Below are 14,154 nucleotides of genomic sequence, written 5' to 3' on the forward strand. Positions count from 1 at the left end.
TTTCATTTGGTCAGTTCCTGGAACACCTGCTCCAAGCTCTGTTCTTCCTGGCGCAGGCCCAGCAGCACCCAGCCTTGGGCGGCGGCCAGGCGCGAAATGGCCCCGCGCTGGTCGGCGCCGGCGCGGGCCCGGATGCGGTAGGTGTGGCCGGTTTCGGCCTCCACAGCCAGCACGCCCGGCAACGCCCGCAGCGGGGCCACGTCAATGGCCTGCTCGAACTCGGCACGGATGATGGTTTCGCCGGCGGCGCGGGCACCTAGCTCCGAAACGGGGGAGTCGGCCACGAGGCGGCCCCGGTTGATGATGACGGCCCGGCTGCACAAGGCTTCCACCTCGGGCAGAATATGGGTGCTGAAGATGACCGTTTTATCCTGGCCCAGTTCCCGGATCAGGCTGCGAATTTCGCCGATCTGGTTCGGGTCGAGGCCGGTGGTGGGCTCGTCGAGGATGAGCACGCCGGGGTCGTGAATGAGGGCCTGGGCCAGCCCCACGCGCTGGCGGTAGCCTTTCGAGAGGGCCCCGATCTGCTTGTTCTGCTCACGCCCCAGCCCCACCCGGTCCACCAACTGGCGCACCCGCTGGCGCAGCGCGCTGCCGCCCAGCCCGTGCACCGAACCGATAAATTCGAGGTACTCGTGCACGTACATATCCAGGTACAGCGGGTTATGCTCGGGCAGGTAGCCCACCCGGCGACGCACCTCCAGCGGAGCCGTCTGCACGTCGAAGCCATCCACCACCACCGTACCGGCCGAGGGCGGCAAGTAGCCAGTGGCAATTTTCATGGTGGTGGACTTACCGGCCCCGTTCGGCCCCAGAAACCCCAGGATTTCGCCCTTCCCTACCGAGAAGCTGATGTTATCCACGGCAGTCTGCGGACCGAAGGTTTTCGTAAGATTCTGGACTTCTACCATGTAGGTATTATAATCTGGTTCTTTCAGCCCGTCATTCCGAGCTTGCCGAGGAATCTCGCGTGCTGAGGTTGGGATAATAACTTATACGTCAGCACGCGAGATTCCTCGGCTCCGTTGCACTACGCTCGGAATGACGTTCTACTGGCTGTCATCAGCCGACAACTCATTTCACCTGCGTCGGGCGCATTTGCAGTTCCGAAATCATAACGGTCTGCGGGGCTTCCAGGGCGTGTACAATGGCGGCGGCAATGTCTTCGGGCTGCATTTTATGCGGGTCGGGCTCCTGGCCAGGCTCCTTCCCGCCGAAGTTGGTTTCCACCGAGCCGGGCATTACGCAGGTCACGCGCACGCCTTGCGGACGTACTTCCTTGAACAGCGCATCGGAGAAACCGCGCACGGCGTACTTGGTGGCGCAGTAGCCGGCCAGATTGGCCGTGCCTGCCGTACCGGCCAAAGACGCCACGTTGATGATGTGGCCCAACTGCTGCCGCTTCATGGCCGGCAGTACGGCGCGGGTGCAGTAGAACAGGCCGTGTACGTTGGTGTCGAACATTTCGTGCCACTGCTCCGACGAAAACCCATCAATGGGGCCGAAATTGCCGAGGCCGGCGTTATTTACCAGCACGTGAACTTCCTTGTCCAACGCCTTTTCGGTGGCCTGATACGCCTTCTGCACCTCGGCTTCCTGCCGGATATCACACTCGATGAAGTGAAAGCGCGGATGCTGGAAGTCGGCGGGTGCGGTGCGACCCCAGCCGGCTACCTGCATGCCGCGGGCCAGCAGCAGTTCCACGGTGGCTCGCCCGATGCCTTTGCTGACGCCTGTGATAATGGCTACCTTGCCGCTGAGGTCCATAGGTCCGGTGTATATGGTGTGGTCAGAATTGAAGGTGCAAGTTAGCTGCTCCCGGTGGCTTTTACGCGGCGCGGCCGGCCTGGGTCTGCTGGGGCTGCTGCCGGGCTGCAGCAAGGAAAACGAGGCCGGCTGCTTCACCAGCACCGGCAACATCGTTACGGAACGCCGCAGCCTCCCTCCTTTTCAGGTCCTGACGGCCTACGATAACGTGCAGGTAACACTGGTGCAGGACGCGGAATCTTACGCCGAAGTGCGGGCCGGCAAAAATCTCCAGGACGATATCCGGCTGGAAGTACAAGACGACCAGCTTATTATCCGCAATACCAGCCGCTGTAACTGGGTGCGCCGCTACGATACGCCCCGCGAAGTCACGCTACACGTCCCGCACCTCACCAGTATCTTTCTGCGCGGGCAGGCCGATATCCGCACCGATAGGCTGTTTGAGCAGGATACTATTTTCGCGCACCTTATCGGTTCCGGCGACTTTCACCTGGCCTTAAACAGCCAGTATGTAGGCCTGAGCCAATACGAGTTGGGCGACATCTACCTCAGCGGCACCACCCAGGAACTGCACCACACACTGGGCGGTAGCGGCAGCCTGTACGCCTCTGATTTCTCCTTGCAGGACGTGTACCTGCAAACTAACGCCAGCAGCAGCGGCAATGCCCGTCTGCGTGTGGGCCAACTGTTGGCTGGTACCCACGCCGGCATCGGCACCGTGTTTTACGCTCTGCAGCCGCGGCTCGAAATGAAGGTTACGGGGAAGGGGAAATTGGTGGTGGAGTAATGGGTTTTTCGCGCAGGGTCTCGCAGTGTTTGAACGGCCACTGCGAAACCCTGCGCCTCCCACCCGCGCACCATTGCGGGAAAACACCGCCTAAATATCGCCCAACTGCGGCCGGATCAGCAGCTCCTCTATCACGGCCTGCGGCGAGAGGGAAAACGACCCGAAAATGGTATCGGCCACGTCCTCGGCCCGGATGAACCGCTCGGCGGGCAGGTCCACTCCTTCCCAACTGGCCGTGAGGGTGGCCCCTGGCAGCACGGCCGTTACCCGGATGCCGGCGTCTTTCAGCTCCTCGCGCAGGTTACGGGTAAAGCCCAGCAGCGCGTGCTTGGCAATGCCGTAGGAACCGCCGTTGGGGTATGCTGTAATGCTGGCCGTGGAGCATATGTTGAAGATGTAGCCGCTGCGCTGCACCAGCAACCCCGGCAGCAGGGCCTGAGTCACGTCGTAGGCACTCAGCAAATTCACATCCAGCATCTGCCGCAGTTGGGTACCATCCAACGGCTCGTCCTGCAGCCGCCCCGGAATGAAGGAGCCCGCATTATTGATAAGCACCTCCACCGGCCCCAGGCCGCGCACGAACTCCGTAAACAAAACCGTTTCCGCGCGCTTGCTTAGGTCAGCAACGAAGGTGTGCAGTATGGCCCCTGCAACCTGCTCCGTGGCAGCCGCTTGCAAAGCCTGCAGGTCGGCGGCGGAGCGGGCACAGGTAGCTACCGGATAGCCCGCCCGCAGAAAGCGCATCACCAGGGCCCGTCCGATTCCTTTGGTGCCGCCTGTAACAACGATATTTTTTTGCATTCCTTTGATTCCTGAAGCGGTTTTTACGTAAGCACAGCGGCACTACCCTTTCGGGTTGATTCGCTGGTTCTACTGAGGCCGCAAGTTTCCGCTTTTCCTTCTGTTTTCTGCTTTTTATGGTCAAATCATTCGGTGAATTTCTGCTCTTTATTCAGAGCATGCTCACGCGGAAAGAGCGCCTGGCGGTGTTATGGCAGCGCACCATGGATGAGTGCGTAACCATTGGCATCAACTCCATCTTCATTGTTGCCATCGTATCGGCCTTTATTGGGGCGGTAACCTGCGTTCAGATTGCGTACAACCTCACCAACCCGCTCATTCCTAAAAGCACCATCGGGTACATGGTGCGCGAAATGACCATTCTGGAGCTGGCCCCTACTATTACCAGCATCGTACTGGCGGGCAAAGTGGGCTCCAGCATTGCGGGCGGCCTGGGCACCATGCGCATCACCGAGCAGGTATCGGCCCTGGAGGTAATGGGTATTAATTCGGCATCCTACCTGGTATTACCGCGCATTCTGGCTTCCATGCTGATGTTTCCGCTACTGGTAATCCTGGCCATGGCCCTGTCTATCATCGGCGGCTACCTGGCCGGCTCCCTCACCGGGGCCTTGTCGGCGCAGGAGTACATTGAGGGCATTCGCACCGATTTCATTCCCTACAACATCGTTTTTGCCCTCATCAAATCGGTGGTTTTCGCCTTCTTGGTATCGGCCATTTCCTCGTTCAAGGGCTTCTTCACGCAGGGTGGAGCTTTGGAAGTTGGTAACGCCAGCACTACGGCCGTCAACAACTCCATTATTGCTATTCTGGTAGCCGATTTCGCCCTGGCTGCTCTCCTTCTCTAAACTCAAGCAGCTGCAACAAAGGAGCCGGAAGTACAAAACAAGCTTCCTTTTGCACTTTTGCCTTCCAGCTTCCAGCTTCTACTTTCATGATTGAAGTTCATAACGTCCAGAAGTCCTTCGACGGCAACCAAGTGCTGAAAGGCATTAACTGCACGTTTGAAACCGGTAAGTGCAATTTGCTGCTGGGCGGCTCGGGCACGGGCAAATCGGTACTGTTGCAATGTATTGTGGGCCTGATGCAGCCCGACCTGGGCAGCATCACTTTTGATGGCACCATGTTCAGCAACAACAAGGTGCAGATCCGACAGGAAATCCGGCGCAAAATTGGTATGCTTTTCCAGGGCTCGGCCCTGTTCGACTCCATGACGGTGTACGAAAACGTGGAGTTTCCTCTCAAAATGCTCACCCCGGAGATGTCGCGCCAAGAACGCCGCGACCGGGTAGAATTCTGCCTGAAACGAGTGGGACTGGAAAATGCCGGCACCAAGATGCCTTCCGAAATTTCGGGCGGCATGAAGAAGCGGGTAGGTATTGCCCGGGCCATTGCTCCTAACTGTACCTATCTGTTCTGCGACGAGCCCAACTCTGGCCTTGACCCACTGACCAGCATCAAAATCGACGAGCTAATCCACGAAATCACCCATGAATACGGCATTACCACCGTGGTAGTGACCCACGATATGAACTCCGTCATCGAAATCGGGGACCATATCATCTTCCTTTACAAGGGCCAGAAGCTCTGGGACGGCAACAAGGACGAAATTCTCAATGCCCAGGTGCCCGAACTCAAGGAATTCATCTTTAGTAGCAGCCTTGTACGCGCTGCCAAGAAAGTGGACGATGAAACCGAAGGTGGCCTTGCCGCTGCTACTACCGACGAAGCCATTAATATTTAAATCACAGCGCTGCCATAACAAGTCAACGATTCTGAGCGGGGTGTTGACTTGTTATGGCAGTTCTGTGATTTGCCGATGTGCTATCGGCGCCACCCTTCGCGGTGTATCAGGTTCGCAATGTGGGCCAGATGGTGCCGGCCGTGCCAGGAGTACAGTACCAGCACTTGGTCCAGGGTAGATGTGCGTTTCGATTCAGGGTGGTAGAACGTGCGCTGCCACTGCTCTTCGGTGAGGTTGCGCAACAGGCGTACCCACCGGATATGCAACGCCTCCAGCAGCGCCAGCGACACGGCAGGCGGTGTGGCCGCCACGTCAGGGAGTTCAGCCCAGGCCGCTTCATCGTAGGGCCGGATAGTAGGATTATCCTCCGTCAGGGCCAGCCGGAAGCGGGTATAGGCGTTCAGGTGCGAATCGGGCAGATGGTGAATAACCTGGCGCACTGTCCAGCCATTGGGTCGGTATGAGGTATCGAGTTGCTCAGGCGTGAGGCCGGCTACAGCAGCTCGTATCTGGTCGGGCAGCGTAGCCAGGTGCGCCAGATACGCCGTGCGCGCGCCCCTGTCCAGCGGCTCATCGGGCAACACCGGTTGGCCGATAGGATAGCGCAAATCAGACGCAGCAGAACTAGTTTCCATGAGGAGAATATGGCAGTGATTGAGGACAGAAAGGTACGCCGTTAACCCGGAACTGTGGTGCGTTAAAGCAAATGCGAAACCCGTCCGTTCGTCATTGCAAGCCACGCCAGTAATTCTATTCCTCTCAAAAGAGGAAAACTTGAAAAACGAAAAGCCCCTGACATCCGAATGGTGTCAGGGGCTTTTAAACAGGTTTGCGTTGGGAGTTTCGTGAAGCAAAAATTGCCTCAGCTCCGATTTGCACTGACAGTTATCCGTTGCGCTTGTTTAGTTCGTCGCGGATTTTAGCGGCTTTCTCGTAATCCTCGCGCTCCAGGGCCTGAGCCAGCATTTTAGTTAGCTCATCCAGTGAAACCTGGCCGCTGGGCTCCTTGGGCTCGGCGGGCGACGGCACGGGCCGGTCGCCGGAATCGTCATCCTCGTCGTCGTCATCATCCTCGTCCGCGTCTTCCGCGTTTTCATCCAGGTCGGAGAGGATGATGCCGGCTTCGCTCAGTACGCTTTCCACCGTGAAGATGGGCACCCCAAACCGTAGGCCAATGGCAATGGCATCCGAAGGCCGCGAATCCAGTTCGAAGGTGGTGGCTCCGTCGGAGCACACAATTTTAGAATAGAACACTCCCTCCTTCAAATCCGAAATCAGCACTTCCAGCACGGCTACGTGCAACTGCTCAGCAAAGGATTTGAACAAATCGTGCGTGAGTGGTCGGTTCGGGCTGATTTTTTCTATCTGAATGGCAATGCTCTGCGCCTCAAACATGCCGATGATAATCGGCAGACGCCGGTTGCCGGTCTTCTCGCCCAGAATAAGGGCAAAGGAACCCGACTGCGACTGGCTGGACGAGAGGCCCAGGATTTCGAGCGGTATTTTTTTCACTAGGGTCTAGGTGAATGTGCTACGGTGAAGGTTGTGAAAAATGTACATACTATGGGTAACCGGGTACGGGTTTCCCACAGTATGCACATCTAAGAAACCTTAATTCAGCTCTTTTACCGCCTGAGTCAACTTGGGCAACACATCAAATACGTCGCCTACAATGCCGTAGTCGGCCGCTTTGAAGAAAGGAGCCTCGGGGTCTTTGTTAATGACCACGATTACCTTGCTCGAGTTCACGCCGGCCAGGTGCTGAATGGCCCCTGAAATACCGCAGGCAATGTACAGGTTCGGCGACACGGTGATGCCGGTCTGACCTACGTGCTCGTGGTGAGGGCGCCAGTCGACGTCCGATACGGGCTTGGAGCAGGCCGTTGCCGCACCCAGCGCCTTCGCCAGATCCTCGATGAGGTTCCAGTTCTCCGGGCCTTTCATGCCCCGGCCACCCGACACTACTTTGTCGGCCTCAGGCAGCAGAATGCCCCCGGCCTGATCCTGCATCACCACCTGCTTGGGCGCATCAGCAAAGTCGGCGTCCGAAAGCTGAGCCGAGAAGGCCTCTACCTGAGCGGTTTTGCCAGCCTCATGCAGGGCTTCGATGGAGTTCTTTTTAACAGCAATGATTTTCCGGTCACCGTCCAGCTTCACGTCAGCAAAGGCTTTGCCCGAGAAGGCACCGCGCTTCACCGTGAACGAGCCGCCATCGGTTTTGGGCAGCTCTACCACGTTGGTGGCAATGCTGGCCTGCAGCCGGATCGACAGGCGCGAACCAACTGAAGCACCAATATTGGAGTTAGCCAACACGATGATTTTGGCGTCTTCCTTCTGGGCAGCGGCGGCAATCAACTTGGTGTAGGCACCGTTCACGAAATCCTTGAGGCGGGGCTCAGCGTCGTGCAGCACCTTGGTGATACCCTGCTCGCCCAACTTGGCCAAGTTGGCTTCGGTGGCTTCACCCACCGCTACGGCCGTAGCGGTGGTACCCAGCATCTGGGCCACCTGGCTGCCGTAAGAAGCTACTTCCAGCGAGGATTTCTTCACCTCGCCGCCGTCACATTCAACAACTACTAGTACAGACATTTTTCTTCGAGAACTTAGATAGTGAGAACTTAGAGCTTAGTTTGAACTAGAGGCGGGCAGCTTGGCTACTTAAATGCAGCTAAGCTCTGGGCTCTAATCCCTAAGCTCTCCCAACTAGATAACCTTGGCTTCGTTGCGAAGCAGGCGAATCAGGTCGCCGGCGCTTTCGGCCGGGATGAGCTTCACGCCCTGCTTCTGGGGGGGCAGCGCGAAGGCAGCTACCTCGGTGCGGGCCGCGTCGGCGGTGGGCTCCACCACTTTCAGGGGCTTGGTGCGGGCCGTCATGATACCGCGCATGTTGGGGATGCGGGGCTCGCACATGGGCTGCTGGCACGATGCCACGAATGGGGCATTCACCTCCACGATTTCCTTGCCGCCTTCGATTTCGCGCTCCAGCGTTGCGGTGTTGCCGCTCATATCCAGCTTCATGGCCGGGGCCACCGTCGGGATGCCGAGCAGTTCGCCCACCATGCCGTGCACCTGGAAGCCGTTGTAGTCGATGCTTTCCTTACCCATCAGAATCACGTCGTAACCGCCGTCCTTGGCGATGCTGGCAATTTGCTGAGCCACGAAGAAGGCATCCTTCGGGTGGGCGTTTACGCGGATGGCGTCATCGGCCCCGATGGCCAGTGCCTTGCGGATGTTGGGCTCGGTATCGGCCTCACCTACGTTGAGGACGGTGACAGTGCCGCCGCCCTGGGCCTCTTTCAGTTCGATGGCGCGAGTGAGTGCATACTCATCCCAGGGGTTTATTACGAACTGCACACCAGCCCTGTTAAACTCCTTGTTATCAGGAGTGAACGTGATTTTGGTGGTCGTGTCGGGTACGTTGCTGATGCAAACGAGAAACTTCATCTACGGCTGCTTATATGGAAGATACTAGGAGAAAGTGTCAAATTTGGGGCGAAGATACTCAAAACTACCGCCCCATGGAAACCGCACCGAGCCGCCTGCAACAACTCCTGGCCTTTTACCAGGATGATCCTACCGACGCGTTTACCATCTACGCGCTGGCCACCGAATACCGCGTTACGGAGCCGGAACGGGCCATGACGTATTACCAGAAACTGCTCGATGAGCATCCGGATTACGTGGGTACGTACTACCACGCCGGCAAGATGCTGCAACAGCTGGAAAAGCCCGAAGAAGCTGAAAAAGTTTACCGCAAAGGGCTCAGCGTTGCCCGCAAAGCGGGCCAGCTGCACGCTGCCAGCGAAATCCAGCAAGCCATGAACCAGCTGCTGGGCCTGGATTACGAGGATGAAGACTAGGGTGAATGGTTGAACGGGTGGACTGTTGAATGGCTGAATGGAAAAATCTGTCATCCTGAGCATGTCGCGCATCAAGCGAGGAAGAAGGACCTTACTACGTTTGCCTGGGTCAGCGTACTCTCGGTTCTGCCACCAAATGTTCTGCTGTTATAAGGTCCTTCGCTGCACTCAGGATGACAGTCCAACCATTCAACAGTTCGCCCATTCACCCATTCAACCATTTCCCCATGAAAATTCTGCTGGTTGAAGATGAGCCCAAGGTTTCGGCCTTTATCAAACGGGGGCTGGAGGAGGAAGGATTTGAGGTGGAGGTGGCCTATGATGGCCGCTTCGGGCGGCAGTTGGCCCTCTTCCACTCCTATGAGCTGATTATTCTGGACGTGATTCTGCCCTACTTCAGCGGGCTGGAAGTGCTGGAGGCCATCCGGGCGCAGGATCAGCAGACGCCGGTACTCATGCTCACGGCCTTAGGCACCAATCAGGACAAGCTGCACGGCTTTGGCAGCGGGACCGATGATTATCTGGTTAAGCCCTTCGATTTTTCGGAACTGGTGGCCAGGGTGCGCGCCCTCACCCGCCGCCGCGGGCAACAGGCCAAAAGTGCCGTGTTGCAGTTCGAGGACCTGACCCTGGACTCAGCAGCCAAAACTGTGACGCGGGCCGGGCAGCCCCTCAAGCTCACGGCTCGCGAGTTTGGGCTGCTGGAGTTATTACTGCGTCACTCCGGCCGCGTGCTCAGTCGCGCCGAGCTGGCCGCCGACGTGTGGGAAGACTCCTTCGACGCCGGCTCCAACGTGGTGGACGTGTACGTGAACTACCTGCGCAACAAAGTCGACAAGCCCTTCCCCCGCAAGCTCATCCATACAGTTGTGGGTATGGGCTACGTGCTGCGGGCTCAAGAGTAACATGAAGCAAGATGCAGGCATGGACTAACACTACTAAAACGTCATGCTGAGCTTGCCGAAGCATCTCTCCCGCTTCGCTGGACGCTGGATTACCACTGCAACAAAGCGGTAGAGATGCTTCGTTGCACTCTGCATAACGTTCTGGCACTAGCTTGCTCCTTCACAACTTCACCACCCGCCCCATGACTATCCGCAACCGATTGACGTGGCTATTTCTGGGAGTAGTGGCCGTGCTGCTGTTGGCGGTAATGACTACCATCTACATCCTGCAGGCCGATTATACCAACGAGGAGTTCCACCAGCGCCTGCGCGACCGGGCCGAGGTGACGGGCTACGTGTTTCTGGAGCAAGACGAGCTGCGGGCTGAGGCGTTTCGGGAGTTTCAGCGCCGCTACCTACGCACCCTCACTGGTGAGGTCCTGCAGATTTACGACGACCAACTGCAGCCTCGCTTCATTGAGCAGGACACCCGCGTGGCCATTTCCGACCACATCCTGACGCGGATTCTGACCGAGAAGGAAGTGTATTTCACGCTCAGTGGTCGGCAGGCCATTGGGCTGTTTTACACCGATAACCAGGGACAGTTCATTATTGTGGCCGCCGCCCAGAACCATTCCGGCGCGGCCCGGCTGGAACACCTAGTTATGATTCTGGCGGGCATTTTCGTGGTGAGTTTGGTGGTGATATACGTGGCCGGCCGGGTATTTGCCGGCAAGGCCCTAGCGCCCATTGCTGCCGTTAATGACCAAGTAGACCGCATTACCACCCAGGATTTGCACCTGCGGGTAAATGAAGGCGTCAGTCACGAGCAGGACGAAATAACGCGCTTGGCCCGCACTTTCAACCGCATGCTGGAACGGCTGGAAGACGGGTTCGAAACTCAGCGCACCTTCGTCAGCAATGCCTCCCATGAACTCCGCACGCCGCTTACGGCCACCATTGGCGAGTTGCAAGTGCTACTGAACCGGGAGCGGGACCCGGCCGCATACCGGGAAGGGGTAGCGTCGGTGCTGCACGAGTTACAACAGCTCAAGCTATTGATTAACAACCTACTGGACCTAACCCAAACCACTTTTGACAACACCGAGGATATTCGGCTGGACGAGTTGCTGTGGGAGGTGCGGGAAGCCCTGGCACCCGACCAGCGCCAGCGCGTGCACATCACGCTGGGCACCTTACCTGAGGAAGCCGAGCAGCTGGAAATCAAAGGCAACCGCCAGCTGCTGAGCCGGGCGTTGGTGAACTTGCTCGACAACGCGCTGAAATATTCGCCTGAAAACCAGCCGGTGGAGGTGCAGTTCAATTACCAGCATGGGCGGCGGCAGATTCGGGTGCAGGACCAAGGCATCGGCATTGGGGAGAAGGAGTTACCCCAGATTTTCCAGCCGTTTTTCCGGGCCGATAATGCCCGCGCCGTTACGGGACACGGTGTGGGGTTGCCGCTGGCCCGCAAAATCATTCAGCTGCACGGCGGCGAGTTGCGCGTTAGCTCCAAACTAGGCGCGGGTACTCTGGCTGAAGTGGTGTTTTAGCGGCTGTCAGGCGGGCTTTTCAGGCAGAAATTCATAGAAACTTCATTTTCTAATCGGTTTCTAATCTACCTCTAACCCGTGGCTAATACCGAGGGCGTAAGCTTGCAACTTACCAGTTACGCCCATGAACCGCCTATTCCATTTCTCCTCCCGTTTGCTGCTGCCTACTAGCCTGTGCCTGAGCGGCTGCACCGAAGAAACCACCGAGCCCCTACCCCGCCCCGACACCCAGCAGCTACCCGCCGCCACCGTGGCCGCCCTGCAAACCGATAGCGTGCAGCTGGCCCCTATTCAAACGGAATTGCGCCTAGAAGGCCGCATAAGCCCCAACGCCGACCGCCTAACGCCCGTGTACGCCCTGGCTGGCGGGGTGGTGGAGCAAGCCCCCGTAGCCCTCGGCGACGTGGTAACGGCGGGGCAGCCGCTGGCCGTGTTGCGTAGCGCTCAGATGGTAAGCTTGGCCCAGCAACGCACCGAAGCCACCGTGAACCTAGGCACGGCCCGCGTGCAACTGGAAGCCGTAAGCGAGATGCACGCCGACGGCATGTCCTCCGACCAGGACCTGAGTTTGGCCCGCGCCGCCCTGCAAAAAGCCCAAGCCGAGCTAACCCGCCTCCGCAAGCAAACCGACGTGTACGGCACCGCCCCCGACCACTACACCCTGCGCGCGCCCCAGGCCGGTACCGTCATTGAAAAACATCTGACTGAAGGCCAGCAGTTCGACCCTGGCCAGGTGGGCAGCTTGTTTACGGTGGCCAACCTGGACGAAGTATGGGTACTGGCCGATGTGTTTCAGTCGGATATTGAGAAGGTGAAGGCGGGCCTACCGGTGGAAGTGCACACCCTAAGCTACCCCGACCGGCAATTTGCGGGCCGCGTGGACAAGGTGTTCAACATGCTGGACCCGGAACGGAAAACCCTCCAGGTTCGGGTGCGGCTCGCCAACCCCGACCACCTGCTTAAGCCCGGTATGTTTGCGCGCATCCACCTCACCCAAACCAGCACTACCCAGTTGCCGGCGGTGCCTTCGGCCAGCTTAGTGTTTGCCAATGGCCGCCGCTATGCGCTAGTAGTGAAAAACAACACTGTGGAAACTCGCCCGGTAGCCGTGCAGCACGCCGGCCAGGGCATGAGCTACGTGAGCAGCGGCCTGACGCCCGGCGAGCAGGTAGTAACCCGCAACGCGCTACTGTATTACAAGGAGCTCAATGACTAGCCCGCACGCCTCCCGGCATTGGGTCCGGCACGCCATGAGCACGGCGGAGCGGGAGCTGCTAAAGCCGTCCTCAGCGGCAATTTCTTTGCCTATTGACAGCGTTAGAAAGGCGCTTTCGATAGAAAGAGCGGCCTTTCTGGAAAAAATATTTCGTTCTAATCCGTTTCTAATTTACCTCTAATTCGCCCCTAATACGGAGGGCGTACTCTTGCATATCTCAACACCGAATCCGGATATGCAACGCCTCCTTTTCCTGCTACCCCTGGCCGTGCTGCTGCACTTCAGTACCCACGCTACGGCCGCGCCGCTCAGCGGCGACACCCTGACGCTCACGCTGCCCCAGGCCGAGCAGCAGTTCGTACAAAACAACTTGCTGCTGCTCGCCCAGCGCTACAACGTGTCGGCGGCGGAAGCCCAGATTTTACAGGCCCGGCTCTGGGACAACCCTACCATTTCCATCGAGCAAAACACCTACAACCCGCAGACGCGCAAGGTGCTCGACGTGACCAAGACCGGCAACTCCATTGTGCAGGTGCAGCAGCTGTTTGCCCTAGCCGGCCGCCGCAAAGCCGCCGCCAACGTGGCCCAGCAGAACGCCTTGGTGGAGCAATTCACCTTCCAGGATTTGCTGCGCACCCTGCGCTACCAGCTCCGCAGCACCTTCTACGACCTGTACTACAAGCAGCAAAGTGTAGGCGTGTACGACAAGGAAGTGGCCAGCTTTCAGCGCACCGTGAGTTTGTACCAAGGCCAGTACGAGAAGGGAAACATTGCCCTGAAAGAGGTGATTCGGCTGAAAGCCTTCCTATTTCAGCTGCGCAACGAGCGGCAGACCCTGCTCAACGACATTGCCGCCGAGCAAGCCGACCTCCGCACCCTGATGCGCGACACCAGCGGCGCCTACTACATGCCCACCGCCGACGGCAACCGCCTCAAGTCCCTCAGCCTAACTGACCGCACCGAAGCACAGCTCATCGACTCAGCGCAGGTGAACCGGGCCGACCTGAAAGCCCGCCAGGCCGCTGTACAGCAGCAAACCCAGAACTTGCGCCTGCAACGTGCCCTGGCCACCCCCGACTTGGCCGTGGGCTACGTGTACGACCGGGCCGGCAACTACATCCAGAACTACAATGCCCTCACGCTGGGCGTGGCCGTGCCCATCTTCAACCGCAACCAGGGCAACATTCGCACCGCGCAAAACCAGATTGAAGTCAGCAAGGTGCAGTTCAGCCAGCAGCAGCTTCAGGTGCAGAACGACGTGCAGGAAGCATGGCGCCTGGCCCGCCAAAACGACCAGCTCTACCAAGGCACCGCCCGCGAAACCTCGGACTTCGACCGGCTCATGAAAGGCATTGATGAGAGCTATGCCAAGCGGAACCTCACCATTGTGGAATTCTTGGATTTCTACGAGAGCTACAAGAACAGCCTCCTGCAGCTCAACAACCTACGCGCCAACCGGGTGCGCGCCTTCGAACAACTCAACTACGCCGTGGGCCGCCCGGTGTTCAACGCCGAATAGTTATGCAGCCTACTTCCCAATCC

15 protein-coding genes are annotated in these 14,154 nt (G+C 58.4%); 8 read left to right on the plus strand and 7 right to left on the minus strand.

All coding sequences use genetic code 11. The features are described 5' to 3' along the window. Positions 1-2: 2 nt before the first annotated feature. Both gldA and HSW_RS14635 read right to left on the minus strand, forming a co-directional pair. Entirely contained in the window at positions 3-911 is a 909-nt protein-coding gene (gldA, locus tag HSW_RS14630; protein ID WP_044002531.1) for a gliding motility-associated ABC transporter ATP-binding subunit GldA, read from the minus strand. A gap of 163 nt (positions 912-1,074) precedes the next feature. Continuing rightward, positions 1,075-1,767 carry an SDR family oxidoreductase gene (locus HSW_RS14635; RefSeq protein WP_044002532.1) on the minus strand — a complete coding sequence of 231 codons (693 nt, stop codon included), beginning with the start codon at positions 1,765-1,767 and terminating at the stop codon, positions 1,075-1,077. A 13-nt stretch (positions 1,768-1,780) separates the two neighbouring features. Here HSW_RS14635 and HSW_RS14640 point away from each other — a divergent pair, with 13 nt between their 5' ends. Next, complete coding sequence (locus tag HSW_RS14640) at positions 1,781-2,554, plus strand: head GIN domain-containing protein (protein ID WP_044002533.1); 774 nt, start codon at positions 1,781-1,783, stop codon at positions 2,552-2,554. Between the two features lie 90 nt (positions 2,555-2,644). On the opposite strand, the gene HSW_RS14645 is transcribed toward HSW_RS14640, so the two are convergent. Next, a complete protein-coding gene (locus tag HSW_RS14645) occupies positions 2,645-3,355 on the minus strand; it encodes an SDR family oxidoreductase (protein ID WP_044002534.1) in 711 nt (236 codons plus the stop codon). 116 nt (positions 3,356-3,471) lie between these two features. On the opposite strand from HSW_RS14645, the gene HSW_RS14650 reads away from it, so the two are divergent. Then, positions 3,472-4,203: an MlaE family ABC transporter permease gene (locus tag HSW_RS14650; protein WP_044002535.1), complete on the plus strand. Its 732-nt coding sequence runs from the start codon at positions 3,472-3,474 to the stop codon at positions 4,201-4,203. An 86-nt stretch (positions 4,204-4,289) separates the two neighbouring features. After that, positions 4,290-5,099 (plus strand): ABC transporter ATP-binding protein, encoded by an 810-nt coding sequence (locus tag HSW_RS14655; RefSeq protein ID WP_052346479.1) that lies wholly within the window; start codon positions 4,290-4,292, stop codon positions 5,097-5,099. Positions 5,100-5,179: 80 nt separating this feature from the next. Here HSW_RS14655 and HSW_RS14660 read toward each other — a convergent pair whose 3' ends face one another. From HSW_RS14660 to HSW_RS14675, 4 genes are all read right to left on the minus strand, one after another. Beyond that, the gene (locus HSW_RS14660) at positions 5,180-5,734 is read right to left on the minus strand and encodes a YfiT family bacillithiol transferase (protein ID WP_044002536.1); all 555 of its coding nucleotides are present in this window, start codon (positions 5,732-5,734) and stop codon (positions 5,180-5,182) included. 250 nt (positions 5,735-5,984) lie between these two features. Next, positions 5,985-6,611 (minus strand): bifunctional nuclease family protein, encoded by a 627-nt coding sequence (locus HSW_RS14665; protein ID WP_044002537.1) that lies wholly within the window; start codon positions 6,609-6,611, stop codon positions 5,985-5,987. A gap of 99 nt (positions 6,612-6,710) precedes the next feature. After that, positions 6,711-7,688: an electron transfer flavoprotein subunit alpha/FixB family protein gene (locus HSW_RS14670; RefSeq protein WP_044002538.1), complete on the minus strand. Its 978-nt coding sequence runs from the start codon at positions 7,686-7,688 to the stop codon at positions 6,711-6,713. A 114-nt stretch (positions 7,689-7,802) separates the two neighbouring features. Continuing rightward, positions 7,803-8,543, minus strand: a complete 741-nt coding sequence (locus tag HSW_RS14675) for an electron transfer flavoprotein subunit beta/FixA family protein (RefSeq protein ID WP_044002539.1) — start codon at positions 8,541-8,543, stop codon at positions 7,803-7,805. A 74-nt stretch (positions 8,544-8,617) separates the two neighbouring features. Between HSW_RS14675 and HSW_RS14680 the strand changes: the two genes are divergently transcribed. The 5 genes from HSW_RS14680 to HSW_RS14700 all read left to right on the plus strand — a co-directional run bounded on the left by HSW_RS14680 (position 8,618) and on the right by HSW_RS14700 (position 14,131). Next, the gene (locus tag HSW_RS14680) at positions 8,618-8,959 is read left to right on the plus strand and encodes a hypothetical protein (protein WP_044002540.1); all 342 of its coding nucleotides are present in this window, start codon (positions 8,618-8,620) and stop codon (positions 8,957-8,959) included. A 227-nt stretch (positions 8,960-9,186) separates the two neighbouring features. Beyond that, positions 9,187-9,864 (plus strand): response regulator, encoded by a 678-nt coding sequence (locus tag HSW_RS14685; RefSeq protein ID WP_044002541.1) that lies wholly within the window; start codon positions 9,187-9,189, stop codon positions 9,862-9,864. Positions 9,865-10,016: 152 nt separating this feature from the next. Then, complete coding sequence (locus tag HSW_RS14690) at positions 10,017-11,396, plus strand: sensor histidine kinase (protein ID WP_081768424.1); 1,380 nt, start codon at positions 10,017-10,019, stop codon at positions 11,394-11,396. Between the two features lie 124 nt (positions 11,397-11,520). Continuing rightward, a complete protein-coding gene (locus tag HSW_RS14695) occupies positions 11,521-12,612 on the plus strand; it encodes an efflux RND transporter periplasmic adaptor subunit (RefSeq protein WP_044002542.1) in 1,092 nt (363 codons plus the stop codon). 235 nt (positions 12,613-12,847) lie between these two features. Next, positions 12,848-14,131: a TolC family protein gene (locus tag HSW_RS14700; protein ID WP_044002543.1), complete on the plus strand. Its 1,284-nt coding sequence runs from the start codon at positions 12,848-12,850 to the stop codon at positions 14,129-14,131. The last annotated feature ends 23 nt before the right edge of the window (positions 14,132-14,154 follow it).

This window comes from Hymenobacter swuensis DY53, assembly GCF_000576555.1.
Classification (GTDB): Bacteria; Bacteroidota; Bacteroidia; order Cytophagales; family Hymenobacteraceae; genus Hymenobacter; species Hymenobacter swuensis.

Bases quoted from the DNA above. Each gene is read 5' to 3' on its own strand.
- HSW_RS14670 (WP_044002538.1), bottom strand. From the start codon at position 7,688: ATGTCTGTACTAGTAGTTGTTGAATGTGACGGCGGCGAGGTGAAGAAA.
- HSW_RS14700 (WP_044002543.1), top strand. From the start codon at position 12,848: ATGCAACGCCTCCTTTTCCTGCTACCCCTGGCCGTGCTGCTGCACTTC.
- HSW_RS14645 (WP_044002534.1), bottom strand. From the start codon at position 3,355: ATGCAAAAAAATATCGTTGTTACAGGCGGCACCAAAGGAATCGGACGG.
- HSW_RS14660 (WP_044002536.1), bottom strand. From the start codon at position 5,734: ATGGAAACTAGTTCTGCTGCGTCTGATTTGCGCTATCCTATCGGCCAA.
- HSW_RS14695 (WP_044002542.1), top strand. From the start codon at position 11,521: ATGAACCGCCTATTCCATTTCTCCTCCCGTTTGCTGCTGCCTACTAGC.
- HSW_RS14640 (WP_044002533.1), top strand. From the start codon at position 1,781: ATGGTGTGGTCAGAATTGAAGGTGCAAGTTAGCTGCTCCCGGTGGCTT.
- HSW_RS14650 (WP_044002535.1), top strand. From the start codon at position 3,472: ATGGTCAAATCATTCGGTGAATTTCTGCTCTTTATTCAGAGCATGCTC.
- HSW_RS14655 (WP_052346479.1), top strand. From the start codon at position 4,290: ATGATTGAAGTTCATAACGTCCAGAAGTCCTTCGACGGCAACCAAGTG.
- HSW_RS14675 (WP_044002539.1), bottom strand. From the start codon at position 8,543: ATGAAGTTTCTCGTTTGCATCAGCAACGTACCCGACACGACCACCAAA.
- HSW_RS14635 (WP_044002532.1), bottom strand. From the start codon at position 1,767: ATGGACCTCAGCGGCAAGGTAGCCATTATCACAGGCGTCAGCAAAGGC.
- HSW_RS14685 (WP_044002541.1), top strand. From the start codon at position 9,187: ATGAAAATTCTGCTGGTTGAAGATGAGCCCAAGGTTTCGGCCTTTATC.
- gldA (WP_044002531.1), bottom strand. From the start codon at position 911: ATGGTAGAAGTCCAGAATCTTACGAAAACCTTCGGTCCGCAGACTGCC.
- HSW_RS14680 (WP_044002540.1), top strand. From the start codon at position 8,618: ATGGAAACCGCACCGAGCCGCCTGCAACAACTCCTGGCCTTTTACCAG.